Origin of the sequence: uncultured Pontibacter sp. (assembly GCF_947499215.1) — a bacterium.
Classification (GTDB): domain Bacteria; phylum Bacteroidota; class Bacteroidia; order Cytophagales; family Hymenobacteraceae; genus Pontibacter.
The window spans coordinates 646897-672655 of record NZ_CANMNI010000002.1; the positions used below are offsets into that span (position 1 = coordinate 646897).

Annotated in this window: 26 protein-coding genes; 24 read left to right on the forward strand and 2 right to left on the reverse strand. The window is 49.3% G+C overall.

Annotation, left to right across the window (positions count from 1 at the left end):
- Positions 1 to 268: 268 nt before the first annotated feature.
- The 4 genes from Q1A04_RS10865 to Q1A04_RS10880 all read left to right on the forward strand — a co-directional run bounded on the left by Q1A04_RS10865 (position 269) and on the right by Q1A04_RS10880 (position 2922).
- The gene (locus Q1A04_RS10865; RefSeq protein WP_299705315.1) at positions 269 to 655 is read left to right on the forward strand and encodes a hypothetical protein; all 387 of its coding nucleotides are present in this window, start codon (positions 269 to 271) and stop codon (positions 653 to 655) included.
- Between the two features lie 359 nt (positions 656 to 1014).
- Entirely contained in the window at positions 1015 to 1479 is a 465-nt protein-coding gene (locus tag Q1A04_RS10870) for a hypothetical protein (RefSeq protein ID WP_299705318.1), read from the forward strand.
- A gap of 117 nt (positions 1480 to 1596) precedes the next feature.
- Entirely contained in the window at positions 1597 to 2589 is a 993-nt protein-coding gene (locus Q1A04_RS10875) for a MoxR family ATPase (RefSeq protein WP_299705321.1), read from the forward strand.
- A gap of 144 nt (positions 2590 to 2733) precedes the next feature.
- Positions 2734 to 2922, forward strand: coding sequence for a hypothetical protein (locus Q1A04_RS10880; RefSeq protein ID WP_299705324.1), 189 nt, complete (start codon positions 2734 to 2736; stop codon positions 2920 to 2922).
- 173 nt (positions 2923 to 3095) lie between these two features.
- Here the strand turns inward: Q1A04_RS10880 and Q1A04_RS10885 are convergent, their stop codons facing one another.
- Together Q1A04_RS10885 and Q1A04_RS10890 are read right to left on the reverse strand one after the other, a co-directional pair.
- Positions 3096 to 4448: a T9SS C-terminal target domain-containing protein gene (locus Q1A04_RS10885; protein WP_299705327.1), complete on the reverse strand. Its 1353-nt coding sequence runs from the start codon at positions 4446 to 4448 to the stop codon at positions 3096 to 3098.
- A gap of 50 nt (positions 4449 to 4498) precedes the next feature.
- A complete protein-coding gene (locus Q1A04_RS10890; RefSeq protein ID WP_299705330.1) occupies positions 4499 to 7297 on the reverse strand; it encodes a TonB-dependent receptor in 2799 nt (932 codons plus the stop codon).
- Between the two features lie 522 nt (positions 7298 to 7819).
- Between Q1A04_RS10890 and Q1A04_RS10895 the strand changes: the two genes are divergently transcribed.
- From Q1A04_RS10895 to Q1A04_RS10990, 20 genes are all read left to right on the forward strand, one after another.
- Positions 7820 to 9106 carry a porin gene (locus tag Q1A04_RS10895; RefSeq protein ID WP_299705333.1) on the forward strand — a complete coding sequence of 429 codons (1287 nt, stop codon included), beginning with the start codon at positions 7820 to 7822 and terminating at the stop codon, positions 9104 to 9106.
- Positions 9107 to 9386: 280 nt separating this feature from the next.
- The gene (locus Q1A04_RS10900; RefSeq protein WP_299705336.1) at positions 9387 to 10574 is read left to right on the forward strand and encodes a porin; all 1188 of its coding nucleotides are present in this window, start codon (positions 9387 to 9389) and stop codon (positions 10572 to 10574) included.
- Between the two features lie 144 nt (positions 10575 to 10718).
- A complete protein-coding gene (locus tag Q1A04_RS10905; protein ID WP_299705339.1) occupies positions 10719 to 11672 on the forward strand; it encodes a PstS family phosphate ABC transporter substrate-binding protein in 954 nt (317 codons plus the stop codon).
- A 72-nt stretch (positions 11673 to 11744) separates the two neighbouring features.
- Complete coding sequence (gene pstC / locus Q1A04_RS10910; protein ID WP_299705342.1) at positions 11745 to 12620, forward strand: phosphate ABC transporter permease subunit PstC; 876 nt, start codon at positions 11745 to 11747, stop codon at positions 12618 to 12620.
- On the forward strand, positions 12613 to 13470 hold the full coding sequence (gene pstA / locus Q1A04_RS10915) for a phosphate ABC transporter permease PstA (protein WP_299705345.1): 858 nt from the start codon (positions 12613 to 12615) through the stop codon (positions 13468 to 13470). Before pstC ends, pstA begins: the two co-directional genes overlap by 8 nt.
- A gap of 11 nt (positions 13471 to 13481) precedes the next feature.
- Entirely contained in the window at positions 13482 to 14246 is a 765-nt protein-coding gene (gene pstB, locus Q1A04_RS10920) for a phosphate ABC transporter ATP-binding protein PstB (protein ID WP_299705346.1), read from the forward strand.
- 59 nt (positions 14247 to 14305) lie between these two features.
- Positions 14306 to 14980, forward strand: coding sequence for a phosphate signaling complex protein PhoU (phoU, locus tag Q1A04_RS10925; RefSeq protein ID WP_299705348.1), 675 nt, complete (start codon positions 14306 to 14308; stop codon positions 14978 to 14980).
- A gap of 238 nt (positions 14981 to 15218) precedes the next feature.
- Positions 15219 to 15860, forward strand: a complete 642-nt coding sequence (locus Q1A04_RS10930; protein ID WP_191184197.1) for a heme exporter protein CcmB — start codon at positions 15219 to 15221, stop codon at positions 15858 to 15860.
- A gap of 184 nt (positions 15861 to 16044) precedes the next feature.
- Entirely contained in the window at positions 16045 to 16710 is a 666-nt protein-coding gene (gene ccsA, locus Q1A04_RS10935; RefSeq protein WP_299705358.1) for a cytochrome c biogenesis protein CcsA, read from the forward strand.
- Positions 16703 to 16972, forward strand: a complete 270-nt coding sequence (locus tag Q1A04_RS10940; protein WP_299705360.1) for a CcmD family protein — start codon at positions 16703 to 16705, stop codon at positions 16970 to 16972. Before ccsA (Q1A04_RS10935) ends, Q1A04_RS10940 begins: the two co-directional genes overlap by 8 nt.
- 116 nt (positions 16973 to 17088) lie before the next feature.
- A complete protein-coding gene (locus Q1A04_RS10945) occupies positions 17089 to 17514 on the forward strand; it encodes a cytochrome c maturation protein CcmE (protein ID WP_299705362.1) in 426 nt (141 codons plus the stop codon).
- Positions 17515 to 17600: 86 nt separating this feature from the next.
- Positions 17601 to 20198, forward strand: coding sequence for a cytochrome c biogenesis protein CcsA (gene ccsA / locus Q1A04_RS10950; protein WP_299705364.1), 2598 nt, complete (start codon positions 17601 to 17603; stop codon positions 20196 to 20198).
- A gap of 100 nt (positions 20199 to 20298) precedes the next feature.
- Positions 20299 to 21519 (forward strand): glycosyltransferase family 4 protein, encoded by a 1221-nt coding sequence (locus tag Q1A04_RS10955; RefSeq protein ID WP_299705366.1) that lies wholly within the window; start codon positions 20299 to 20301, stop codon positions 21517 to 21519.
- The gene (locus tag Q1A04_RS10960; RefSeq protein WP_299705368.1) at positions 21516 to 22304 is read left to right on the forward strand and encodes a Rossmann-like and DUF2520 domain-containing protein; all 789 of its coding nucleotides are present in this window, start codon (positions 21516 to 21518) and stop codon (positions 22302 to 22304) included. The genes Q1A04_RS10955 and Q1A04_RS10960 overlap by 4 nt, the downstream gene beginning before the upstream one ends.
- A 104-nt stretch (positions 22305 to 22408) precedes the next feature.
- The gene (locus tag Q1A04_RS10965; protein ID WP_299705370.1) at positions 22409 to 22738 is read left to right on the forward strand and encodes a 2Fe-2S iron-sulfur cluster-binding protein; all 330 of its coding nucleotides are present in this window, start codon (positions 22409 to 22411) and stop codon (positions 22736 to 22738) included.
- A 96-nt stretch (positions 22739 to 22834) separates the two neighbouring features.
- On the forward strand, positions 22835 to 23077 hold the full coding sequence (iscX, locus tag Q1A04_RS10970; RefSeq protein WP_007652365.1) for a Fe-S cluster assembly protein IscX: 243 nt from the start codon (positions 22835 to 22837) through the stop codon (positions 23075 to 23077).
- A 92-nt stretch (positions 23078 to 23169) separates the two neighbouring features.
- Positions 23170 to 23667: an HAD family hydrolase gene (locus tag Q1A04_RS10975; RefSeq protein WP_299705375.1), complete on the forward strand. Its 498-nt coding sequence runs from the start codon at positions 23170 to 23172 to the stop codon at positions 23665 to 23667.
- Positions 23668 to 23785: 118 nt separating this feature from the next.
- The gene (locus Q1A04_RS10980) at positions 23786 to 23980 is read left to right on the forward strand and encodes a cold-shock protein (protein ID WP_299705377.1); all 195 of its coding nucleotides are present in this window, start codon (positions 23786 to 23788) and stop codon (positions 23978 to 23980) included.
- Between the two features lie 116 nt (positions 23981 to 24096).
- Positions 24097 to 24945: a geranylgeranylglycerol-phosphate geranylgeranyltransferase gene (locus Q1A04_RS10985; protein ID WP_299705379.1), complete on the forward strand. Its 849-nt coding sequence runs from the start codon at positions 24097 to 24099 to the stop codon at positions 24943 to 24945.
- Positions 24946 to 25251: 306 nt separating this feature from the next.
- Entirely contained in the window at positions 25252 to 25692 is a 441-nt protein-coding gene (locus Q1A04_RS10990; protein ID WP_299705381.1) for a transcriptional repressor, read from the forward strand.
- Positions 25693 to 25759: the final 67 nt, after the last annotated feature.

Consider the following 25759-nt stretch of genomic DNA (forward strand, 5'->3'; position numbering starts at 1 on the left):
AAAGGTCTTTTTTTGTTGCCCGCTCTATTGGCTTTACGGTCAAGCACTACCAGCGCACATTTTTTCCTTCGCAAAATAATTCAACACAGGCAGGGCCTAGGGCATTGCAAATACGGTTTTGAAACATTATTTATGCATTTTCTTTGGCTGTAGCAGCAGGCAAATAGCTGTTTCTATGAATCCGTTCTGAGATAAAACAGTATACTTTATGCAACACCCGGAGAATAGCCGTGCGTACTAACAATTCAAAATAACCTTATTATCAGCCATGAGAGACGATTTCGACTACGATGACGACTTAGATTACAGCTTCGATGATGAAGAGGAGGATGACGACTTTGGGATGACCTTCGAAGAGGACCTGTACCTGATGATACGGGAGAAGCTCCGCGACACCATTCAGGAGTTTAAGGCCGAGCATCCGAGCCTGAAGAAACTGGAAACGCACGTAACTAGCTTCAAGGTGAATGCCAAGAACACGGACGACTCTAAATTCTACCCGCTGGCTGCCAAGTTGCTGAGTGAGCACATTAAGCCGCTCACCCAAGATTCTGAAGAAATATTGGAGATTTACGAGAATATGCAAGCGGATATTTCCCGATTCAAAAACCAGCGTGCGCATGGCCACGAAGGCGAATTCTACCTAATTGGATAAACCACGTTTTTAGAAAAAAACAGCAAAAGCCACTCTATTCAACTGGAGTGGCTTTTGCTATATATAAATATATAAAATTTAAATTATTCAACGCTCAATTTAATACTAGGCAACATTTTTGCTATCAAAGCATACGATTTGCCGTAGGTATAATATTGCGAACCGCCAAGTATGATTTTACAAGGACAGACTTTGGCGCTCTTCGCTCTGAGAGTAATATTTTTTAACTTTGTCCCCGATTTAGATGCAACCATTTGGTGCGCCAGGGAATCTTGGACATAGATAAACACCAAAAATAAGCTGTGATACACTCGCTCCGCCTCAACTTAAAAACAAACAAACTTAATGCTCCATCAAGTATGGCAGTAACCCGATTGCTTGATGGCGAGAGGTGTCTTATACAGACAGTGGACAAGAAACTCACCTTGACCACGCACCGCGTTATACAGCGCCAACAAAACTGGTTGGTCCGTAGTTCACAGGCCATCATGCTCGAAGACATCTCGTCTTGGCAGATAAAGGCAACCGGCAAACCGCTTTACCTTGCAGCCAGCGTGGCAGCCGCTCTGTTCGTTTATTTCAACGATTCCTTTGCTTTGCTGAGCGGCTTTTTTCTGATGCTATACCTGCTTACCCGCCAGCATCGCATTCATATCGCATCGCCTTACGCCACCATGATCCTACCCATTGAGGATGTGGAAGAAAACCGCCTGAGCAGTATGGTAGAGTTGGTGCGGCAGGCCAAACGCGAACGCATAGAAGCCCTGCGGCAACAGGCCGACAACCCCGCTACTTTCGAGACCGAACATAAAAAAAGCGCTTAAGGCGCTTTTTTCACTTTTAACCCCTTCCTAGGCATACCTGCCTGTACGCTGAAAAGCAATTAATTGCGCCCGTCCCTTAGAATTGCTATATTTAGGGCCTTTAAATGCCTTTGAGCTATGCCAGCAGAAGAATTAGTATATCAGGACCAAGTGAAAGACCATCAGCAAAAGATCAAGCAGGTCTTCGATGAAGTGGGGAAAGTGGTAGTGGGGCAGTCCTATATGGTAAACCGCCTGTTGATTGGACTCTTTACAGGCGGCCACATCTTGCTGGAAGGTGTACCCGGTCTGGCCAAGACGCTAACGATCAACTCACTGGCCCGCGCCCTGCGCCTCGACTTCCAGCGTATCCAGTTCACACCCGACTTGCTGCCTGCCGACCTGATCGGCACCATGATCTATAACCAGAATGCCTCCCGCTTTGAAGTGAAGAAAGGCCCGATCTTCGCCAACCTTATTTTGGCTGACGAAGTGAACCGCTCTCCTGCCAAGGTACAGTCGGCCCTGTTGGAGGCCATGCAGGAGAAGCAGGTAACCATCGGTGAAACGACCTATATGCTCGATCTGCCTTTCTTGGTACTCGCCACGCAAAACCCGGTGGAGCACGAAGGCACCTATCCGCTGCCAGAAGCGCAGGTAGACCGCTTTATGATGAAGGTATACATCGACTACCCGAAGAAAGCCGATGAACTGGAGATCATGCGCCGTATGGCCAACATGGCGTTTAATGACAATGTTAACAAGGTGCTTTCGAAAGAAGACATCTTCGCCATCCGCAGTGAGATAAACCAAGTGCAGATATCGGAGACACTGGAGAAGTACATCATCGAGCTAGTGTTTGCGACACGCCGTCCTGCCGAGTACGACCTCAACGAGTTTGCAGACTACATCCAGTTTGGCGTGTCACCCCGTGCCAGCATCGCCCTTAACCGCGCCGCCAAAGCCATCGCTTATTTCGATGACCGCGACTACGTATTGCCTGAGGACATCAAGGAAGTAGCCCACGATGTGATGAACCACCGCATTATTCTCAACTACGAAGCAGAGGCCGACGGTATCAAAACCAAGGATTTCATTGAAGCTATTCTGCGAAAGGTACCGATCAGCTAAAAGCTGTAATAGCTATACCTGATAGGTCGTAGGAGCCTTACGCAGAACTACCTTCTATACCTTTCCGTAAGTTTTAACCCCGACTGTTTTGTGTTTAAGCACAGTACAGTCGGGGTTATGTGTTTTAAAACTAAGGTATAAACTATGTTAAGAGGCTTATTCAAATTTTGGATTCTAAGTAAGTTATTCGGCGGCAGAGGCGGCGCTGGCGGCGGAAGAGGTCGAGGTGGCTGCGGCGGCATTGGCTGTTTGGGTATCATCGTACTGGCTGTGCTGACTTATTTCCTCTTCCAATACTTAGGCGGTGATGGCGGCACAGTGACTGACTTTTAAAGTATAACTTGCTGAAACATACCTTATAGGTATAGCCTACACAAAGGTATAGGTATAAAAAAAGACCCGCTCTTACGAGGCGGGCCTTGTGCATGATGTGGGAGACTAAGCCACACCACTATGGATTGCCGCAATTGATCTCACCCATAATGGGCAATCCGTATTTTTATAGATTAATAAGCAGTGCTGATTGGGTCAAAGTTAGCCCAGCCAGCAGTCCAGTCCTCTGAGCCGAAAGCACCTCTGTAAGTAACTCGCTCAAAGAAGTTGTCCATTCCGTCGAAGGCGGCGCCGCTCTGTAGGCTGTTACCGGTTAGCACTGGGCGTGAAGTCTGGTTGAAGCCACCACTGATGTTTAGGGTAGCATTGTCAGCCACTACGCTGTTGCCTTTGTCTGCTGCGTTGAACCAAGCCGCCACATCAAACGTGCTGCCGCTCTCCACTGTCAAAGCGTTTGAGGAACCTGAAATCACCGTGTTTTTGATGGCCAGCGAACCTGCCGTGGCATTCGCCTGTGACTTGGTACCGTCCAGCAACAAACCTGTTGGCCAGCCAGCGAACAGCGAGTTGTGCACCTGAATGTTGCTGTTACGGCGGATGTGCATCGCACGCTTGAAGTTGCTGTTGAACTGGGTGCTCTCCGTAGCTTTCGGTCCGAAAAGACTCACGTTTGAGAAAATAGCCGAAGTTTTTGGTGTTGCGTCAGAACCCTGTGCGTCGCCATCCGACTCAAAGCCGTTGGAACCAGACACATCGGCCATGTTCGGGTCAGAGATACCCAGCAGGAACTGCAGTTTGCCAGAGTAACCATTGTCTGTGTCGAACATATCATCCACTGTTTTGTAAGCGATCAGGTGCTTGGCATTCACGGTGCCACCGAACATCTCGAAAGCGTCGTCACCGCAGTAAGAAACCTGCACATAATCCACTGTAGTGCCAGCACCTACACCGCCCATGGTCAAGCCGTTGATTTCGTTGTCTGGCTGGAAGGCTATACCTGAGAACTCGATACGCACATATTTCAACACACCGGAGTTGTCGTTAGCGTCTGTGCCGCCGTACTCACGGTCCACACCGCCTTCAATACGGGCATTGTTACCAAGATTCACAGGAGCTTTGCCAAGAACGATCAGGCCACCCCAGTCACCTGCGGCACGCTGCCCGGCAGGCTGAGCCGATGTGAAAACGATAGGCTTCTCTTTCGTGCCCTGCGCCATGATCTTACCGCCGCGCTCCACAATTAGAGTGCCTTTTGAGTTTTTGTCACCCATGATGATGGTGCCCGGCTCGATAGTGAGCGTGGCGCCGTCTTTCACATACACGAAGCCTTTGAGCAGATACTTCGTGCCCGCTTTCATGGTGAAGTCTTCTTCCGTAGAACCTGAAACGGCCATCATGCCGCTCTCCTGTGCCATCGTGAATTCGATGCCTTTTGGTGTTGTGGTTCCTGGGTCGTCGTCTTTGTCGCATGCGAAAAGGGAGACTGAAACAACAGCAACCAGCAATAAATTAAATAGCTTTTTCATAAGTAATGAATTAAGGTATATGGGTTTGGTTTTCTATTGGAAAATCGATTTTAAAACTTGTAAGTAGCGCCTAGCGTGGCGTAACGGCCTTTGCGGAACTCGCGGAAGGACTCGTCTATACCTGTGATTTTGGCGTCGTCGTTGGAGTCTTGGATCAGGCGCGTTTTCTGGTTGAGGATGTCCTGTACACCTGCCTTCAGCTCCAGATTTTGACCGAAAGCCTTGGTCACAGAGAAGTCGATCACGTTGCGAGGCAGTTCATACACGGTCGGGCGCAGGTTGCTGCCCACCGCGAAGATGCGGGTACCGATCACGTTGTAGAGCATGCTGAACTGGAGTTGGCGGACGTCATCCTGATAGTAAAGACCGGTGTTCAACACATAAGGCGATTGCCCCATCATCGGTCTGTCAGTGCTTTGGTTGTCGTACTTATCATCCAGCTGCACGCGGCTCTGCACCAGCGCTGCATTCAGCACCAGCGACAAATTGTCTACCAGCGGCGAGGCAGTCAGGCCTAACAGTGATTTGCGTACTTCGGCTTCCAGACCATAGCTGTAAGCTTGGCGGGCATTGTCGAAGGTGATGCTGTTGGCGCCACTGGTGTTTTGGAAAACTGTTTCGATTGGTTTGTTAAAGTACTTATAGAACATACCCAGCGACAGGATCTCGGTAGGGTTCGGGTAGAATTCGTAGCGCAGGTCTCCGTTGTAGATCGTGGCCGTTTCCAGATTCGGGTTACCAGTCACTTCCAGCAAGTTGATGAAGTCGTAGTAAGGGGCCGGGGCCAGCTCACGGAACTCCGGGCGGTTGACACTGATACTCGCTCCAGCCCGCAGCATAGACCGTGGATTGAAGGTATAGGTGAAGTTAGCGGCCGGCAGCACGCTCAGCACCGGATTACTTCTATTGAGACGTGAGCCATCCAGATTCACGGAGCGGAGTTCCTGTTCGTTATACTCCAAACGCACCCCACCCGACACCGACAAGGCACCTGTCAGCGGCGTAGCACCGCCTAAATAGCCGGCCAGCAAGTTGCTTTGCGCTTCGTAGTTGTTCTGCGGGTTGGCGTCTTCTTCCACTCGCCAGCCCGTCTGGCTGTTGATGTTCTCCGGTGCGAACACCTGATCGTAAGGCTGGAACAGAATGCTGTTGTCGAATGAGCCGATGTTGGCAGGTATATAAGAGAAGTAGCGGGAGTCGTAGTTGCGGTGTTTGCGCTCGGCGTACAGGCCTACTCTTACTTTCGGGGCATGCTCGGCTGTGGAGTCTGCCGTGCTGAAGCGGTGCTCGAATTGCGTATTGGCCATCACGGTGTTCTCGTCGAGCTCAGAGTAGAAGCGACCAGCGTCGTTGAGGCTTGGCGTGAACTTGTAGGTCATTTCGTAAGGACCTCCAGAGCCGGCGTCGCGGAAGGTGCGGAAGCGGCGGTAGTCAGGTTCGTTGCGGTTGGTGTAAGCGTATCCACCTGTCCAGGTCAATGTGCTTTTCTCGTCGTTCAGGTCGTGCGTGCCCTGCAGCTGACCGGAGTAAATGGTGCGGCTTTCGTAGCGCAGCGAGTAGTTGAGCTGTTCCTGATTGGCGTTGGAGAAGTCCACTCCTTCGCGGCGCAGCACTTCGCTACTGCCCAGCTGGTTGAACAAGTTTCGGAACTCCAGTTTGTGGTTGTTGTTAAGACGGGCCGTCCAGTTGTGGATCACACCCAGTCGCACGTTGTGCGCCGATACTTCATCTTTAAAGCTGAACTGGCGCTCGCTGCGGCCCAGCTCAGGTATAAAAGACAGGTAGGTGTCGCGTGTTCCCACGGTATTGGTGCGCGTGTTGCTGTACGACACAGCCGACACATTGCTCAGTCGCACCGAGCCAATATCCAACCTGCGGTTCACCCCAAACGAAAGGCGCATGTCAGGTATAGCCGACACCAGCTCGGGTGCCCAAGCGTTTGGCAGGTCGCGTCCTAGCACGCTGCGCTGCTCCTGATTCACATTGTTTAGGTTATCCGGGAAGCTATTAGGGATAGCGCGGTAACCGTTGTCAAAGCCAAGGAAGTCGGTTTTGCTGCCGTTATAAGTGTTGAAGTTCTGGAAAGTCGTGCCAGAGCGGTAAGAACTGGAGAAGGAGATGGAAGTTTTGTCTTCGTCCACCACGTTGCGTGTATAGATCTTGATTACGCCTCCACCGAACTCACCTGGCAGCTCAGGCGAGCCGTTTTTATAGATCATGATGCGGTCGATCACGCTGGTCGGCAGGATGTCGAAAGAGAAAGCTTTGGCGTCGGGCTCGGTGCTGGGCGTGAGGGCATCGTTGAGCATCACGGTATTGTAGCGCTGGTTCACACCCCGGATCACCACATAGCGATCGTTCATGATTGTGACGCCCGGTATACGCTTCACGGTTTCGGCGGCATCGCGGTCCAGCGACTTGGCTATTTGTTCGCCCGACACCCCGCTCACCACTACTTCGCTCTGCCGCATGTTTTCCATCAAGGCCAGCTCGGTGTTCGTTTGCCGCGTTCCCACAATGGTTACCGCCTGCAACTGGGTGCTGTTCTGCTCGATTTGCACATCCAGTGTGGTAGTTTTGCCCGTTTCTATTTTGATGTTGGTGTGCTCGGTGGGTTTGTAAGAGAGCGAGGTGATGGAGATCTGGTACAGGCCGGCTTCGAGCGGGAGGCTATACCTGCCTTCGACATCAGTGGTCGTACCTTTGGAAGAGCCCTTAATAAAGACCACGGCGCCGATGATGGCTTCTCCGTTTGTTTTGTCTGTTACTTTACCTGACAGCGTGCCCTGCTGGGCGAAACCGTAAACGGTGGTGATCAGGATGGTGAGAAGTGTTAAAATTAATTTCATTGCGCTTAACTGTATCTTAGTCTCGCTGCAAAAGTATAACCGGCCTTTTAAGCTAAAATTACCGCCCAGTTATCAAACTGTTAAAGTTCTAGGTGCTTTGTTAAGTCACTGTTAAGTATGTGTTCAATGCTGTTTCGGCTACTCCTTATTATTGTAAAGCACGTATAATGGCAATTCCGAATCGGTATAACTGACGGCCATTTTTCCTCTTCCGAAAAAAAGTCATATGCTATACCTTCTCTTCCTGCAGAGTACTCAAACTCCCTCCGCCACTTCTAATAATCACTTATACCTATACCTGTCCGCCAGCTTTTTATACTTGCCCACACTTTGGTAACACAATCTTAACATTGGCATAACAGACGAGTAACATTACCACCCGACCTTTGTGCCGTTGAAAATGAAACCACCTTCTAAATCAATCAATTAGCGGCTTTTCAAATTCAGCAACAGCCTTCCTCAAGCGAGTAGACTCCGCAGCGGGACCAGACTAAGGCTTCAGTACATTATACTCACCCAAAGATGAAGGTAACAATCGTAACGCGTGCTATCCTCGTGGCAGGATTAGCCACAGGCTTTTTGGTTTCGAAGGAAGTAAAGGCCCAGACAACAGACTCTACTACACAGGCCACATCGGTGGTGGTGCAGCAAGTTCCTGCAGCAATGCAGGAAGCCCCAAAGAAAAAGGCTTGGTACGATAGAATATCGCTGCGCGGCTATGCGCAGGTGCGCTACAACCGCCTGCTCGAAACGAACCCCAACCTCAAGTGCGACCAGTGTGACAAGTCCCTCGGAGAAGGTGGCGGTTTGTTTCTACGCCGTGGCCGTCTGATCTTCAGCGGCGACGTGAGCGACCGCCTTTCGATCTACATCCAGCCTGACTTCGCGTCATCACCTTCTTCCAACGCCCTGCACTTCTTCCAGCTCCGCGACGCTTACTTCGATGTGTCGCTCGACAGACAGAAGGTATACCGCTTCCGGGTGGGCCAGAGCAAGATTCCTTATGGATTCGAGAACCTGCAGTCAAGCAGCAACCGACTGGCTCTTGACCGTAACGACGGTCTGAACAGTGCCATAGCAAACGAGCGTGACTTAGGCATCTTCTTCTACTGGACGCCCGAAACCGCACAAGAACGCTTCAAATTGCTGACAGACGCTGGCCTGAAAGGCTCAGGCAACTATGGCGTGTTCGGTATCGGTATCTACAATGGCCAGACCGCCAACCGTCCGGAAGCCAACAATACGCAGCACGTGGTTACCCGCCTTTCCTACCCCTTACTGGTGGGCAGCAAACAAATCATTGAGCCGGGTATACAAGCCTATACAGGCAAGTATGTGGTCACGCCAGACCAGCTTTCTTCAGGCGTAAGTGTAGCCGAGAAGTACCTAGAAGAAGGCTTTACTGACCAACGTATCGCCGCCTCTTTAGTCGTATACCCGCAGCCGTTCGGTTTTCAGGCGGAATACAATGTGGGTCGGGGGCCAGAGTTCAATCCAGAGACAAACGCAATTGAAGTGAAGAACTTAAAAGGTGGTTACGCACAGGCCATGTACCGCAAAGAAGTGGGTTCGCAGGTGCTTATACCTTTCGTGAAAGTGCAGCACTACGAAGGAGGCAAGAAGCATGAGCGCGACGCCCCTAGCTACAGCGTATATGAAACCGAAATCGGTGTGGAGTGGCTTGTACACAAGAGCGTGGAGCTAACGGCGGACTACAGCATCGGCGACCGCACCATCCGCAACGCCCAGAACTTCAACAACAGCCAGCACGGCAGCCGCCTGAGACTACAGGCGCAGTTTAACTTCTAAAAATCAGGAGTGATATACCTTGCACAGTCGCTGGTTCTTGGGAGCCAGCGACTGTTTTGTTCTGTCACACCCTATTCTTAACATATTCGTAACATGGCCATAACCTCCGATTAATATTGGTGTGATAACTTTGCAGCATAATTCAGGAACAGATCTGATGGCCTGACTACCCATTTACTGCTCTGAACTTTAACTTGCCAAGGTATCGGCTTAGACTATCGATATCTGGCTTCAAAACAAAAGTTATTAGATTAATTCTCACCTTAACTAATACAACACAGTGAACAACACAATCAAAAGAGGGCTTATTGCACTCTTATTCATCTGCCTCTATACTTTCAACACGCAAGCTCAAACCATCAACGACAGCAAGTTCGGCAAAGGATTACGGTTCGTAGCGGCCGACTCTTCTTTCAGTTTTCAGCTGGGAACGAGATTCCAACTGCTCTACCAAGGCGGGCAAACCCCTGCTACCGATGAGTGGGACGACCGCTTCCTTATCCGTAGGGCTCGACTCAAATTTGACGGTTTCGCTTTCTCGCCACGGCTAGTGTATAAAATAGAACTCGGTCTGAGCAACAGCGATATTGGCAGCGACATACCAAACCAGACCAACAACGCTGACAATATCATTCTGGACGCTGTGGCCAAATGGGAAGTCGCTCCGAACCTGCATTTGTGGGTGGGCCAAACTAAACTGCCCGGCAACCGCGAGCGTGTTATCTCTTCCCAGAAACTCCAGTTTGTAGACCGCAGCTTGCTCAACTCCCGCTTCAACCTCGACCGCGATGCTGGCCTGCAGCTGCACCACGAGCACCAATTGGGGCAGGTGGTATTACGCGAAATTGGCTCCATCTCGATGGGTGAAGGCCGTGATATTACTGTAAACAATTCAGGTGGTTATAATTATACAGGTCGCTTTGAAATACTACCCTTCGGTGAATTTGAAGGTGGTGGCGACTATGTGAGCAGCGATATTGAGCGTGAGCAGACTCCTAAACTCTCACTGGCCGCTTCTTACGACTACAATGACAATGCCGCTCGTGATCAAGCGCAACTAGGCGATTTCCTGAGCGCGACCCGTAACCTGCGCACTTGGTTTGTGGACGCCATGTTCAAGTACCGCGGCTTTTCGGCTATGGGCGAGTATGCCAACCGCAAAGCTCCAGATGGATCTGTGGTGCTGCGCGACGAACTGGGCGGCGTGGCGGAAACCTTCGTGACGGGCACTGCCCTGAACCTGCAGGCGGGCTACCTTATGCCGAGCAATTGGGAAGTGGCGGGCCGCTATACCGACTATACACCAACAGCCGAGACAGGATTGCGAAATCAGGAACAGTATACCTTGGGTGTATCCAGATACATTGTGGGGCACTCGCTTAAGGTGCAGAGCGACGTATCGCTGATACAGGAAGCTGGCCGCGATGATCGCACTCAGTTCAGGCTGCAGTTTGAATTGGCCCTTTAAACAACTACCTCATTACCAAAACAGTATATCAGCTTAAAAATCATCAATTCCATACAAACCAACCCAAAACACTCATCTTATAACCCAAAATCGAATTGTATGTTAAAATCTAGGCTTTCATATTTCAGACTTAGCGCAGTTATAATGCTAGGTGCCTCGCTTGCCATGACGTCTTGCGGCGGCGAGCGCCAAGAAGGCGGCAGCGACATGTCCGGCTCTATCCAGATTGACGGTTCTTCTACAGTATACCCGATCACAGAAGCTGTGGCAGAAGAGTACCGTGCCGAAGCTCCTGACGTGAAAGTGACCGTGGGTGTATCGGGTACAGGGGGCGGTATGAAAAAGTTTACACGTGGTGAGATTGATATCGTGAACGCCTCCCGCTCCATGAATGCCGAAGAGGAAAAGACGGCCACTGAAAACGGACTTTCATTCCTGCAGCTGTCTGTAGCTTACGACGGCCTGACGGTGGTGGTGCATCCTGAAAATGACTGGGTACAGGACATTACTGTAGCCGAGCTAAAGAAAATTTGGGAGCCTGAAGCACAAGGCACGATCAAACGCTGGAACCAGATCCGCCCGGAGTGGCCTGATCAGGAGATTCACCTGTACGGTGCGGGTGTAGAGTCCGGCACGTACGACTACTTTACTGAAGCCATTGTGGGCAAAAGCCACTCGAGCCGCGGCGACTATACCGCCAGCGAGGATGACAATGTGCTGGTGCAGGGCGTATCCACAGACCCACTGGCGCTTGGCTTCTTTGGCTATGCTTATTATGAAGAGAACAAGAGCAAGCTGAAGGCTATACCTGTGAACGACGAAGACGACAGCAACGGTGCAGGCGCTATCCTGCCATCGCTGGAAACGGTGAAAGACGGCTCTTACGCTCCGCTTTCCCGTCCGCTTTTCTTATACATAAGCTCTAAGGCAGTGGCCAAGCCAGAGGTGGTAGATTTTGTCAACTTCTACCTCGACAATGCCCCAGAGCTTAGCGAAGAAGTGGGTTACATTCGCATGCCGGATAACATCTACAACGAGCAAAGACAGAAGTTCGAGCAATTTGCGAAGGGCGCTGCCACTGCCACTAATCAACAATAACTTCCTGAAATAAGCAGTACAGGTATAGCCCGCGGAGACAGAGGCTATACCTGTGCTTAAAGCAAAAGCACCTTGAGAGTACAGGAGAAAATTATCGAAGGCTTGCTGTGGCTGTCGGCCGCCATCACCATCCTGATCACGGTCAGCATTATCTGGGTATTGCTCTCGGAGTCGGTTAAGTTTTTCAGCGAAGTATCCATCGTGCGCTTCCTGACAGAAAAAGAATGGACGCCACTTTTCGCCGAGAAGAAGTTCGGCATTATGCCGCTTGTGGCGGGTACTTTTCTGACTACGGTCATTGCCATTGCGGTGGCGCTGCCCATTGGCCTCACCATCGCCATTTACCTGAACGAGTACGCACACGCCCGTTTCAAAACCTTTATCAAACCTTTGCTCGAAGTGCTGGCCACTATACCTACCGTTGTGTATGGCTTCTTTGCCCTGACCGTGGTGACGCCTTTTCTGCAATCGTTTATACCCGGTCTGGCAGGTTTCAATGCCTTGTCGGCAGGCATCGTGATGGGCATTATGATCATCCCGATGATTTCTTCTTTGAGCGAAGACGCCATCAGCGCCGTGCCCCGCTCTCTGCGAGAAGCCGCTTACGGCATGGGTTCCACCCGACTGCAGACCGCCTTTGGGGTAATGGTGCCCGCCGCTTCGTCAGGTATACTGGTGTCGGTGATTCTGGCTATTTCGAGAGCCGTGGGTGAGACCATGATCGTGGCCATTGCCGCAGGTCAGCAACCGCGCCTCACCCTCAATCCGCTGGTGCCTATTGAGACGATTACGACTTACATCGTGCAGGTGAGCTTGGGTGACGTACCGCACGGCTCGCTGGAGTACCGCACTATTTTCGCGGCAGGTATGACGCTGTTCGTGTTTACGTTTCTGCTGAACAACCTCAGCTTCTGGATCAAAAAGAAATATCAGGAAAAGTATGACTAACTCCGAGAAAAACCGCCTCAAAGACAAGGCCTTTCAGGTGTTTGGCGTCTTCTGTACCTTCATCGGCTTGGTGGTGCTGGCCATCTTCCTGATCGACATCGTGATTGAAGGTGTAGCCCGCATCGACTGGGACTTCCTGACTAGCCTTCCTTCCCGCCGTGCCGCACGTGCAGGTATACTCACGGCTTGGGCAGGCACGCTCTGGATTTTGGTGCTGTCAGCTATCATTGCTTTCCCACTGGGGATAGCCGCTGGCATATACTTGGAAGAGTATGCGAAAAAGACAAAGCTTTCGAACTTCCTCGAAATCAACATCGCCAACCTTGCGGGCGTACCTTCCATTATCTACGGTTTGCTGGGGTTGGAGCTTTTTGTGCGCATCATGAACTTAGGTGGCATTTTGCTAGCAGGGGCCCTCACGCTCTCCTTGCTGATTCTGCCCATTGTTATTGTAACCACCCGCGAAGCCATCAAAGCCGTACCCCGCACCATCCGCGACGGCTCTTTTGCGTTGGGCGCTTCCAAATGGCAAACGGTGTGGCATCAGGTGCTGCCTGCCTCGTTTGGCGGCATCCTTACCGGGGTGATTCTGGCACTCTCACGGGCAGTGGGTGAAGCGGCACCGCTTATTGTCATCGGGGCTTTGGCTTACGTGCCTTTCGTACCGAGATCGCCGATGGACGAGTTCACGGTATTGCCGATCCAGATCTTTAACTGGACCTCCCGTCCGCAGGCAGCCTTTCTAACCAATGCGGCCGCGGCCATCATCATTCTCCTATTGATTACCTTCCTGCTCAACGGCATAGCGGTATACCTGCGCCACCGTCAGCAAAAGAAAATAAAATGGTAAGTTTTTCACCCATGACTAAGAAATACAGCAAGTTAGAAGCCATTAACCTCGACGCCTACTACGGCGACTTTCATGCACTTAAAGGCATCAACATCGCTATGGAGGAAAAGGCTGTGACCGCTTTTATCGGGCCGTCGGGCTGTGGCAAGTCCACCTTCCTGCGCACCTTCAACCGCATGAACGACTACATCGACGGCTTCCGCATAGAAGGTCAAATTCTGTTGGACGGCCGCGATATTTATGAAAAGGACATTCGGGTGGACGAACTCCGCAAGGAAGTGGGCATGGTGTTCCAAAAGCCCAATCCTTTCCCGAAGAGCATTTACGAGAACGTGGTGTACGGCCTCAAAATACAAGGCATAAAGGACAAGAAAATTCTGCAGGAAGCCTGCGAGACCTCACTGCAGCAAGCCGCCATCTGGGACGAAGTGAAAGACAAACTCGACAAGTCGGCACTGGCGCTTTCAGGTGGACAGCAACAGCGCCTCTGCATTGCCCGTGCTTTGGCCATACAGCCTTCTGTGATTCTGATGGACGAACCCGCTTCGGCCCTCGACCCCATCTCCTCAGCCAAGATTGAAGAGTTGATCTACGACTTGAAGAAGGACTATACCATCGTAATCGTGACGCACAACATGCAACAGGCAGGCCGTGTGAGCGACCATACCGCTTTCTTTTACATGGGAGAACTGGTGGAGTATGCCAAAACCAAAACCATGTTCACAAGCCCCAAGGATACCCGCACCCAGAACTACATTACGGGCCGCTTCGGTTGACAGGCGCCCACCGCTGATTCACGTATAAAAATAGTCTCACTCAAAAAAACTATACACGAATGCCTCATATAGATGTAGAACTCGAACGCCTGCGGGAAAAATTATTGGAGATGTGGGATTTGGTTGACTACCAGCTCACCAGCGGGCGCGACGCCATGATGAATGCCGACCATGAACTGTCGCAGCGCATTATCAAGCTAGAGCGCAAAGTCAACAGCTTTGATATTAAGATCGACCGCATGTGCGAAAACTTTTTCGCCCTATTCACGCCCGTTGCCGTTGACCTGCGTGCCGTGCTGGCCATTCTCAAGATAAACACCAACCTAGAGCGCATTGGCGACACCGCCGAGGGAATGGCCCGCTTCGTCTGTAAGCTCGACCGCCCTTTTGACCCAGAGCTGGTAGAGCTTACTAAAGTGCTGGTGATGTATGACGAGGCGCTGGCCATGTTCCGGGAATGCCGCACAGCCTTCGTGAAAGATGATCCTAAGCACGCCAAACAAATCATCAAGATGGACAAGGCGCTTAATAAGATCTATCGCAAATCCGACGTCGTGATTGCCAAGTATCTCCAAGCCAATCCCGACCGCATTCCTGAAGGCCTTGCCCTACTCTCGATTATTAAGAAACTGGAAAGAGTAGGCGACCAAGTAACTAATATGGCCGAAGAAATCATCTTCTACCGTGAGGCGAAGGTAGTAAAGCACAGAAGGAAGAAGAAAAAGAAGGAGTAGGTTAATGGTTAAATTGTTGATTGTTCAATTGCTGGTTCGCATTGAGTAAAATAACTGGCGCAAGTTTTCAAACTTGTGCCTTTTTTATGATGGCAAGTTTGTAACTCGACCTTATACCTTGCCATAAGAATAACTCCCGCACTCATACCTCCCCAACCCCCACTTTAGCAATTATACAATTTGTGTCGTACCTTTGCGCAAAAATACGAAGGTGCTGTTCAAAGAAGTTATATACCTAATGCAGAAGGATTTCCTGCTGGAGTGGCGGCAAAAGTATGCTTTCAACGGCATGCTGCTCTATGTCAGTAGCACGGTGTTCGTCTGCTACCTGAGCTTCGGGCTCCGCTCGAATGCCCTGCAAGTGCCCGTTTGGAATGCTTTGTTCTGGATCATCCTGCTGTTCACGTCAGTCAATGCGATTGCCAAGAGCTTTATGCAGGAGAACCGCGGTCGGCTGCTCTATTTCTACTCCATCGTGAGTCCGCAGGGTATTATTCTGGCCAAGATCCTCTACAACGCCTGCCTCATGTTGGTGCTGGCGCTCATCTGCTTTGTGTTCTACGCCTTCGTGCTGGGTAATCCCGTGCAGGATATTCCGATGTTCCTGCTCAGCATTCTGTTAGGAGCCATCGGTTTCTCGACCTCCCTCACCATGATTTCAGGTATAGCGTCCAAGGCCGCCAACAGTAGCACACTCATGGCGGTACTAAGCTTCCCGGTGATTGTACCCATGCTGCTCATGCTCATTAAGATGTCCAAAAACGCCATGGACGGACTGGAGCGGGCTGCCAGCCTCGACGAACTACTTACTTTGCTTGCCATAAACATGATCGTTGTCACTGTTTCTTATATTTTGTTCCCGTACCTTTGGCGTTCGTAAGGCATGGCCCAATACGCAAGGTATAGCCAACAGAAAACAAGGCATAAGCAACTGAGCTGACGAAAATTAAATACAGTTCCTGCGCAGGTTTGCGACAATTTGAGCAACAAAACTGTTAGGAATAAAAAGAGAGAATGGAACACGGCGCAGGCTGGCTTCCATCATTAAGAAGAGAAGAAGGAACATGAAGAAGAACTGGTGGAAAATACTGACTGTGCTGCTGCTGGTGTTTACCGTGGCGGTGGGTATGTTGTCGGATGTTCCCCGACTGGCTATCCTCAACGAGACTATTCGTAACCTATACTTCCACGTGCCGATGTGGTTTGGGATGATTCTTATCCTGCTGGTATCGGTGGTGTACTCCATCAAATACCTGCGCAAGCCGAGCATCAAAAACGATATCATCGCACACGAAGCAGCCAAGGTGGGTATCCTGTTCGGTGTATTGGGTATTGTGACAGGTATGGAGTGGGCCAAGTTTACGTGGGGTGAGTACTGGAGCAACGACCCGAAACAGAACGGTGCGGCCATTGGCCTGCTGATTTACTTTGCCTACCTCGTGCTGCGCAGCTCTTTTGCCGAGCAACAGCAACGCGCCCGCATCAGCGCTGTGTACAACATCTTCGCTTTCGCGGCTCTTATCCCTTTACTGTTCATACTGCCCCGCCTTACAGACTCGCTTCACCCGGGCAATGGTGGCAACCCCGGCTTTAACGCTTACGACCTCGACAGTAGCCTGCGACTGGTGTTTTACCCTGCCGTGTTGGGTTGGACGCTGCTTGGCATCTGGATCGTGAACGTGAAATCAAGATTTGAAATACTGAGACAACGCATATATGAAAATGTTTAGAATACTGGCTATTTGCTGCTTTATGCTCGGCGTGTTGTTCGCCTTTGAGCCAGCTATGGCACAGGACCAAATGGTGGAGTTCTCATCGGCTCCGCAGCAAAACATTGAAATGGCCGATAGCCTGCGCCAAGACGGCAAAATCTACGTGGTGGTAGCTGTGCTGCTTACCGTGCTGGCAGGCGTGCTGTTCTACCTGATTGCCCTCGACCGCAAGGTAGGCCGACTGGAAAAGCAGCTGAAAGACGAGTACGTGAACCGCTAATTTCTTTTTTGCTCCACTGGGCCAAAAAATGATAAATATCCCTATTTACGATGGATTTAAAACGTCTTGTCGTGTGTTAGGCTAACAGAAACAGAGTATTTATACCTCAGATAAAGATGAAAAAGTCACACATCATCGGCATTATCGTCATCGCCATGGCCATTGGCATCATCATGACCACGGCTGGCGACGCGAGCACCTACGTTTCATTTGGCGATGCCATTGAGCTGGCCAAAGACGGCAACTCCACCAAAGTACACGTGGTAGGACGCCTCAAAAAAGACGACCAAGGTCACATCGTAGGCATGCACTATGAACCGATGAAAGACCCGAACTACTTTGCCTTCACCCTTGTGGACACGAACCGCTTCGAACAGCGCGTGGTCTACTTCAACCCGAAACCGCAGGACTTTGAGCGCTCTGAGCAGGTTGTGATCACGGGCAACATGCAAAACGAAGTGTTCGTGGCCGACAAGATACTCCTCAAGTGTCCGTCTAAGTACACGGAGAACGAAATCCAAACCAACACCGCAGGCCTATAAATAAGTTAAGGGTTGAGAGTTAAGAGCCAACACTCTTAATACCGCACAACTCATAGCTTTTAACTTTACACTTTTAACTGTCAGAAATGATTAATACGCTAATCGGAGACTTTGGCCACGCCAGTGTGATTGTAGCTTTTGTAGCGGCCATCGTAGCCTCATATGCTTATTTTATGGCCGCGCGCCAGAAAACCGAAGAGAGCGGCGACACCACTTGGCGCAAACTGGCACGTGGTGCCTTTTATGTGCACGCGATAGCGGTAGTGGCCATTATCTTCAGCCTTTTCAACATTATTTACGAGCACCGCTACGAGTACTATTACGCTTGGAGCCACTCGTCTAACCACTTGCCTGTTCACTACATGATCTCCTGTTTCTGGGAAGGTCAGGAAGGTTCGTTCCTGCTTTGGATGTTCTGGCACGTGGCCTTGGGCGTGGTGCTGATGAACGCCGGCAAGAAGAACAAACAGTGGGAAGCGCCTGTAATGGCCATCTTCTCTTTTGTTCAAATCTTCATCTCCTCTATGATTCTGGGTGTGGTGATCGGCGATTTCAAGCTGGGCTCCTCTCCTTTTATCCTCATGCGCGACTTTATGGCCGACGCTCCTGTGTTTGCCATGGACCCGAACTTTAAGCCAGCTGATGGTACCGGCCTGAACCCGCTTTTGCAGAACTATTGGATGGTGATTCACCCGCCAACCTTGTTCTTGGGCTATGCTGCTTCGCTTGTTCCGTTTGCTTTCGCCATTGCAGGTCTTTGGAAAGGCCAGTTCAGCGAGTGGATCCGTCCTGCGCTGCCATGGTCACACTTTGCGGCCGTAACGCTGGGTATCGGTATCATGATGGGTGCTTACTGGGCTTATGAAACGCTGAACTTCGGTGGTTACTGGAACTGGGACCCAGTTGAGAACGCAGTATACATTCCGTGGCTCGTGCTGGTGGGCGGTATCCATACCATGATCGCTTATCGCCGCAGCAAGCAAGGGCTGCGCGCTACGTTCATCTTGGTAATCACCTCTTTTGTCCTGATTCTATATGCGACTTTCCTGACACGAAGCGGTATTCTGGGCAACGCCTCCGTGCACTCTTTCACTGACCTAGGTCTGTCTGGACAGCTGTTCACCTATATGATGGCCTTTATAGTGCTCGCCATCGGACTGTTAGTGTACAACTGGAAGAAAATCCCGACAACAGAGAAAGAGCTTTCTACTTACAGCGCTGAGTTCTGGGTATTTATTGGCGCCGCTGTGCTTTGCTTGGCTGCTTTCCAAGTACTCGTAACTACTTCTATACCTGTATACAATGCTTTCCTTGGCTTTATCGGTATAGAGTCAAACGCTGCCCTGCCTGCCGACCAGATTGCACACTACACCAAGTTTCAGTTGTGGGCAGGTGTTGCCATCGCTATCCTGACAGGTATAGGTCAGCTGCTGTGGTGGAAAAAGGCGAACAAGAAGAGCTTCAAGGATGCCATCACCATGCCGTTGATGCTCACGCTGCTATTTGCCAGCTTGGTGATCATCCTGTCTAACAAGTTTGATATCTTCACTTTTAAGCTTGATAACCCAGTCTACATCCTGTTATTTGTAGTATCGCTCTTCGCGGTGTTTGCCAACTTCAGCATCATACTTGGTTTGCTGCAGAAGAAGATTACGCTGTCAGGTGGTGCCGTAGCACACATAGGTATAGCGTTGATGCTGATCGGCATCCTATTCTCTTCAGGTTACTCCAACATCATTTCACAGAACAACTCAGGTCTGCTCTATTCACGCGAGTTCCCTGACGAGATTAACCGCGACAACGTACTCCTGTGGCGCAACACCCCGGTGCAGATGGACCGCTTCAAAGTAAGCTATCATGGTCAGTTCCAAGAAGTGAAAGGCGTTCCGGGTTATGTAAATAAAGAGCTTTTGTACCAAACCGACGATATGTACACGGCCATCGCCCGTGGTAATATTCAGGTAAAGGACAAGGTATACTTCCAGACAGGTGACACATTAGAGCTTGTTTCTCCAGAGAACACTTACTACGAAGTGAGCTACGAAAGCGAAAAGGAAAACTTTGTGCTATACCCTAGAGCACAGGTAAACCCGAACATGGGCCTCCTCGCCTCTCCTGACATCAAGCACTTTGCTGGAAAAGACCTGTATACCCACGTATCCACTGTGCCAGACCCTAACGAAGAGAAGGACTGGGGCGAACTGCAGGAGTATGAAGTTTCTGCTGGTGACACGATCGTAATCAACGATTACATTGCCATCTTCAACGGCATTGAACAAATAGAGCAAGTTCCGGGCGTACAGTTAGCCGAGGGCGATGTAGCCGTGCAGGCCGCCATGAAGATCATGGGCGAGCGCAAAAACTACCATGCTCACCCGGTGCTGATGATCAAAGACCAGATGATGGGCCGCGTACCGGAAGTAATCGAAGACCTAGGTATACGTATTACCTTCCTAAACATCGACACGGAAAACCACAAGTTCAAAATTGGTGTGAATGTAACGCAGAAGGATTATATCATCCTGAAAGCGATGGAGAAGCCATTCGTGAATATTCTCTGGATCGGCACCATCATCATGTCTATTGGCTTTGTAATGGCAATTTTGCGCCGCAATAAAGAAGGAAATGGTGGTGAAGGGAAAGCGCCTAAGATGAAGGAAGAACGCAAGGCGCAGGTAGCGTAAAGTGTTTAATTGTATTAGATTTGTAAGGCAGGCTTTTGAAAAGCCTGCCTTATTTGTTCATTAGCTATATCCCAAAAGCTTGGCTTAAATAAACCGCATTATGATGAATGTATTTGTTATACCTTCTTGGTATCCGTCACAAGATTATCCTGTGACAGGTATAATGATAGTGGAACAATACGAAGCCCTCTGTAAAGCTAATACTGCAATCAATATCGGAATAAGCGTATGGGGGCAAATGGACAGCCGCTTTCTCCTATACGCAAGTGATCATTTCAAGAATTTACTAAAGTTGACAGTTGCTAAACAAAGCTTTACAATTCCAAAAGCACCGAATTTGAAAGAATACCACACCCCAGCATTTACTTGGAGCAGGAAAATATTTGATGGTAATTTCAAAAGCATAGTGAAAGCAAATCTTAAGAATTTCAAAGCTTTTGAACGTGACTTCGGTCCTGTACAACTAATCCATGCACAAGTAGGGCATCCGGCTGGAAATATTGCCCTTGAAGTTTCCAAGCAAACTAATATTCCATTTTGTCTCACTGAACGCATGGGGCCTTTTCCAAGCCCTTATACTACCAATAAGTATGGTGTGCTGACGGAGTTTCATAAATCCCCTTATCTAGCTTCTGTTAAAAACATTGCTGTAAGCCCATTTCAAAAAAGAATGATGGAGCAGCAATGGATTCCGAACATAGTTACCATACCTAATTTTGTTGATGAAGATTATTTTCAACCAGCACATCGATTAACTAAAAGGGGTTCCACTTTTACGTTTTTTGCTTTTACACGGCTTGTGGAGGGTAAAGGAATAGAAGACCTCCTTCTCGGCACTAAAATTATACTTGATACTGGAGTAGATATAATTCTTCGCATTGGCGGAACAGGACCAAAAGCGAAAGAATATATACAACTAGCCGAGAACTTACGAATATCGAAAAGCATTGAATGGTTAGGTGAGCTCTGCCGAGAAGAAGCTCTACAGGAATATCAAAAATGTGATGCGTTTGTACTAACTAGTCATTATGAATCTTTTGGAATAGTTTATATTGAAGCACTGGCATGTGGTAAGCCCATAATCGCAACCAAGTGCGGAGGACCTGAAACTATAGTAAATGATTTAAATGGATTACTTGTTGAGAAGAATAATCCCTTAGCATTAGCTGAAGTATTACAATATATGATAGAAAATATTAGCAAATATAACTCAGCCTTAATTCGTCAGGACTTCTTAAATAGGTTTTCAAAAAAGGTGGTTATTCCACAGCTTATAAATTTATACCAAGAAGTCACTACCCAACACAAATCAACCCCATGAAAACAGCCCTCATTGGAGCAGGAAATGTAGCTTGGCACTTAGGTAAGGCGCTGCACCAAGCCGGACATGAGATCGTGGCAGTATACAGCCCCACAGAAGCAACACGACATGATTTGGCCCAGCAACTGCCTCCTACCACACCCATCTCAACACTTGACCTGACTCAGGTGGAGGCTGAACTGGTCCTGATTGCAGTGCCTGATTCGGCTCTTGCAAGTGTAGCGGCTAATCTCAAAGTACCCAGCGGCACAATTGTAGCTCATACTTCAGGTTCTCAACCGTTAGAGGTATTACAGGGAATTAAAGGTGCGCGAGCAGGCGTGTTCTATCCATTGCAAACCTTCTCAAAATCCAAACCTGTAGACTTCAGAACTATACCAATACTACTGGAGGCTGAAGATGAACTGACTTTACGCGCTTTGCAAGAAGTAGCCAGTACTGTTTCGAGTGAGGTGCACCGCGTAGATTCCGACAAGAGAAAACAATTGCACCTTGCCGCGGTCTTCGCCTGTAATTTTACGAATCACCTGTTGGGTATAAGCCGAGAACTACTGCAACAAGCCCAACTTCCCGACACGCTGCTTCAGCCGCTCATACAGGAAACCATTGCCAAAGCGATGCTGCAGCACCCTTTCCGAGTACAGACCGGTCCCGCAATACGTCATGACCAGAACGTGATAGACGCCCATCTGCATATGCTAGCAGATCAGCCGCTTTACCAAGTTCTGTACCGATTACTCACCCAGAGTATACAGGCTCAGCACCCTCAAAAACCACAACCGTAACCTATTGGTATTTCGTCTTGTTTGTAATCCGATGAAGGTATAGAATGCTCGGCTTTGAATCGGGGGGCGGGTTTCATAACTTTGCACCGTAAATAGCAAGACTCATGAAAATTGTAAATATAACTTTTAAATTCGCTGACGGCTCACCGGATCAAGTCCTTCCCGCTGTGGAGGGAGAATCGGTGCTGGACGTGGCGCTTAATAACGACATCAAACTGCAGCATAACTGCGGCGGCGTGTGTGGCTGCAGCACCTGCCATGTATACATCGAGTCCGGCATGGACGACCTGCCTGAAATTTCCGATAAAGAAGAGGATTACATTGACCGCGCTGTTGACCCGCGCATCAACTCCCGGCTGGGCTGCCAGTGCGTGGTGCAGGGCAACGAAGATGTTGTGGTTACTATTCCGCCACAAGACTTCTTGGGCCACTAAACCAAATGGCGAAATTAGATGCATCGTATGCCTTTGATTTCCAATTATAAGTATAAACTGTTTAATGATAACTGATCATTGATTACTGTAAAAGATATGGATAAGAATTATGAACCGCCTATTCACTGGAATGACTATGAAGATATAGCCATGGCCCTGTACGAGAAGTTTGGTGATGATTTCAACGAGTCGAAAATATACCGTGTTCGTTTTACTGAGCTGCTAGATTGGGTGCTGTCGCTCCCTAACTTCGTTGGAAAACGCGAGGAGTCTAACGAAGGGCACTTGGAGCAGATCCAAGCGGCTTGGGTATACGAGTGGCGTGACAACCAAGACTAAGAGGTAATACGTCACTAAAAATTCATTATATTAAATTAAATATATATTTTTAAAGGTCCTTTCTGATGAGAGGGCCTTTTTTGCTTATAACTATGTCTATAACACAACCAGACCTTACTCGCATTAACACATTCGTTTTTGATGTAGACGGCGTATTGACTGACGGTTCTCTCTATGTTTTCGCAGATGGTGAAAAGGTGAGGGCCTTCAACATCAAAGACGGCTTTGCCATTAAACACGCCATTCGCCAAGGCTACCATGTGGCCATCATTTCCGCTAAAAATGAGCCCGGAGTGCGTGTGCGGTTAGAGGAACTTGAAATAGAGGATATCTTCTTGGGAGCTGACGACAAAGTGGAAACTTTGGAGAATTACCTCTACATGCAGGGCATCCATCCGGCTACGGTAGCTTACATGGGTGATGATATGCCTGATTTGGAGGCCATGCAGCGTTGCGGATTAAGAGCCTGTCCTGCCGATGCCGCCGATGATATACGGGAGGTGTGCACCTTTGTGTCAACCAAAGACGGAGGTAAGGGTGCTGTGCGCGAGTTGATTGAGAAAATCATGAAGGTGCAGGATACTTGGTAACTGGTATTATACTTTTCTCAAATCAAATAGCAGATTTCTTTTACATAAAAGTTTGCATATATATAAATTATTTTTAATCTTACAGACAGTTTATTCAAAATTATTTATTTTCATTTTTATGAAGACAGGAAAAGTAAAGTTCTTTATTGAGTCAAAAGGCTTCGGTTTTATTACCGAAGACGAAACGAATGAGGATTTCTTCGTGCATGTTACAGGCCTAAACGGTTTACAGATACAGCAGCACGACCGTGTGGTTTTCGACACACAGGAAGGTAAAAAAGGAATCAATGCGGTAAACGTGCAAAGAATCTGATTCTACTCTACACCGCATAAAAAAACCCCTTCCTTGCAAGGGGTTTTTTTATGCCCACAGCTTGCTGTACCGCTAAGGCGCTTTAACTTTGCTTGGGCTTTACCTGTTACCCTGTCTTGAAAGAATTCCTATACCTGATCCGATTCCCCAATTTAATGCTCATCATCCTGAGCCAAGCATTAGTGCAGGCCAGTCTGTTGAGTCCGGGTGTGGAGTGGGCGCGCATTACCGAGCTTGGCTTCCTCGTACTTACCCTAGCCACGGTATGTGTGGCGGCGGCAGGCTACATCATCAATGACTATTACGACGTCAAAATTGACGCTATTAATAAGCCTGAACGGGTGGTGGTGGGCAAATCCATCCGCAGGCGTCCTGCCATGTTTACACACATGGTGCTGTCATTTATTGGGGTGGCGCTGGGCTTCTGGCTGTCGATTGCGGTGGGTCTGATCAATCTTGGCGCCGTGCTGTTGCTTTGGGGTTACTCGGCCCGCTTCAAAAAGATGCCCCTTATTGGTAATGTCGTCATTGCGCTTTTAGGGGCCTCGATGCTGCTGGTGGTGGCTGTGTATGCGGGCAAGCTGAATAAAATCACCATCAGCTACGCTGTGTTCGCTTTTCTGATTTCGCTGATCCGAGAGATTATCAAAGACATGGAGGATGTGCGTGGCGATGCGTCTTTCGACTGTCGCACACTGCCCATTGTGCTCGGGATGCGTCGTGCCAAGTATGTGCTATACCCCATCATTGCCCTATTTCAAGCTTTCCTATTGTTGGTTATCCTCCATCCGGTTACGGACTTAGGTTTTGATGTATACATGATTCTTTTTGTCTTGATCCCCAGCATTTGGATGATCGTAAAACTAGTGCGAGCCGACAGAAAGCGTGACTTCACTTTTCTGAGCAATTTAGGAAAGCTCATCATGCTGACAGGTATACTCTCCATGCTCTTGCTCAACCAGTAGCTCAATGAAAAGGCTGGCCTAGGTATTTAGGCCAGCCCATTCCATTCAAAGCACACTATACCTAGCGCACTATAAACCGGTCGTCAGCCATTTCTGTGTCTCTGATCACTTTAATAAATTAGAACCCTTCGACGAGCTCAGCACATCACCCAATGCTATCATAGTACGCCCCAATGCGTCGTACACTTTACCTGCCTGCAAGTGCCCTTGCATTATCAATCTGATTTTCGATATTTACATATCATGCAAAAGGCCACCTATAAACAAGACGCTGCGAAGCGGGTAGCTATACTTTCCCAAAACCCTATGAACAAACTTCACCAAATTCTTCAAAACTACGGCCTGCGCAAAACCAAATGCCGCACCGATGTACTCAACCTGTTTTTGGAAAACCAGCATGCACTGGCACACGCCACCATTGAGCAACAATTTGGCAAACAGTATGACCGCGTCACGCTTTACCGTACGCTCCACTCATTTGAGGAAAAGGGTCTGCTGCACAGCATAAAGGATGGCAGCGGCGCGGTGAAGTATGCCCTCTGTAAAGAGGCCTGTCCCCAGCACCAGCACCACGACAACCACATACACTTTAGCTGCACCGTCTGTGGCCAGACTTATTGCATCAACGAGGTGCACATACCGGCGCTGCGCATGCCCGACGGCTATCAGGTACAAGAAATGCACTTTTCAGCGCAGGGTGTCTGCAAAACCTGTTCAAGACAGACTAGGCAGCTTGATAAGGTATAGGTACAGCCTTTACTAGTTGCGCATACCTGATACCCACTTTATACCGTAAGCACTATTTATAACCAAA

Excerpts from the sequence above, each read along its gene's own strand:
- Q1A04_RS10865 (WP_299705315.1), top strand. The coding sequence starts at position 269 with ATGAGAGACGATTTCGACTACGATGACGACTTAGATTACAGCTTCGAT.
- Q1A04_RS10870 (WP_299705318.1), top strand. The coding sequence starts at position 1,015 with ATGGCAGTAACCCGATTGCTTGATGGCGAGAGGTGTCTTATACAGACA.
- Q1A04_RS10875 (WP_299705321.1), top strand. The coding sequence starts at position 1,597 with ATGCCAGCAGAAGAATTAGTATATCAGGACCAAGTGAAAGACCATCAG.
- Q1A04_RS10880 (WP_299705324.1), top strand. The coding sequence starts at position 2,734 with ATGTTAAGAGGCTTATTCAAATTTTGGATTCTAAGTAAGTTATTCGGC.
- Q1A04_RS10885 (WP_299705327.1), bottom strand. The coding sequence starts at position 4,448 with ATGAAAAAGCTATTTAATTTATTGCTGGTTGCTGTTGTTTCAGTCTCC.
- Q1A04_RS10890 (WP_299705330.1), bottom strand. The coding sequence starts at position 7,297 with ATGAAATTAATTTTAACACTTCTCACCATCCTGATCACCACCGTTTAC.
- Q1A04_RS10895 (WP_299705333.1), top strand. The coding sequence starts at position 7,820 with ATGAAGGTAACAATCGTAACGCGTGCTATCCTCGTGGCAGGATTAGCC.
- Q1A04_RS10905 (WP_299705339.1), top strand. The coding sequence starts at position 10,719 with ATGCTAGGTGCCTCGCTTGCCATGACGTCTTGCGGCGGCGAGCGCCAA.
- pstA (WP_299705345.1), top strand. The coding sequence starts at position 12,613 with ATGACTAACTCCGAGAAAAACCGCCTCAAAGACAAGGCCTTTCAGGTG.
- pstB (WP_299705346.1), top strand. The coding sequence starts at position 13,482 with ATGACTAAGAAATACAGCAAGTTAGAAGCCATTAACCTCGACGCCTAC.
- phoU (WP_299705348.1), top strand. The coding sequence starts at position 14,306 with ATGCCTCATATAGATGTAGAACTCGAACGCCTGCGGGAAAAATTATTG.
- Q1A04_RS10930 (WP_191184197.1), top strand. The coding sequence starts at position 15,219 with ATGCAGAAGGATTTCCTGCTGGAGTGGCGGCAAAAGTATGCTTTCAAC.
- ccsA (WP_299705358.1), top strand. The coding sequence starts at position 16,045 with ATGAAGAAGAACTGGTGGAAAATACTGACTGTGCTGCTGCTGGTGTTT.
- Q1A04_RS10940 (WP_299705360.1), top strand. The coding sequence starts at position 16,703 with ATGTTTAGAATACTGGCTATTTGCTGCTTTATGCTCGGCGTGTTGTTC.
- Q1A04_RS10945 (WP_299705362.1), top strand. The coding sequence starts at position 17,089 with ATGAAAAAGTCACACATCATCGGCATTATCGTCATCGCCATGGCCATT.
- ccsA (WP_299705364.1), top strand. The coding sequence starts at position 17,601 with ATGATTAATACGCTAATCGGAGACTTTGGCCACGCCAGTGTGATTGTA.
- Q1A04_RS10955 (WP_299705366.1), top strand. The coding sequence starts at position 20,299 with ATGATGAATGTATTTGTTATACCTTCTTGGTATCCGTCACAAGATTAT.
- Q1A04_RS10960 (WP_299705368.1), top strand. The coding sequence starts at position 21,516 with ATGAAAACAGCCCTCATTGGAGCAGGAAATGTAGCTTGGCACTTAGGT.
- Q1A04_RS10965 (WP_299705370.1), top strand. The coding sequence starts at position 22,409 with ATGAAAATTGTAAATATAACTTTTAAATTCGCTGACGGCTCACCGGAT.
- iscX (WP_007652365.1), top strand. The coding sequence starts at position 22,835 with ATGGATAAGAATTATGAACCGCCTATTCACTGGAATGACTATGAAGAT.
- Q1A04_RS10975 (WP_299705375.1), top strand. The coding sequence starts at position 23,170 with ATGTCTATAACACAACCAGACCTTACTCGCATTAACACATTCGTTTTT.
- Q1A04_RS10980 (WP_299705377.1), top strand. The coding sequence starts at position 23,786 with ATGAAGACAGGAAAAGTAAAGTTCTTTATTGAGTCAAAAGGCTTCGGT.
- Q1A04_RS10990 (WP_299705381.1), top strand. The coding sequence starts at position 25,252 with ATGAACAAACTTCACCAAATTCTTCAAAACTACGGCCTGCGCAAAACC.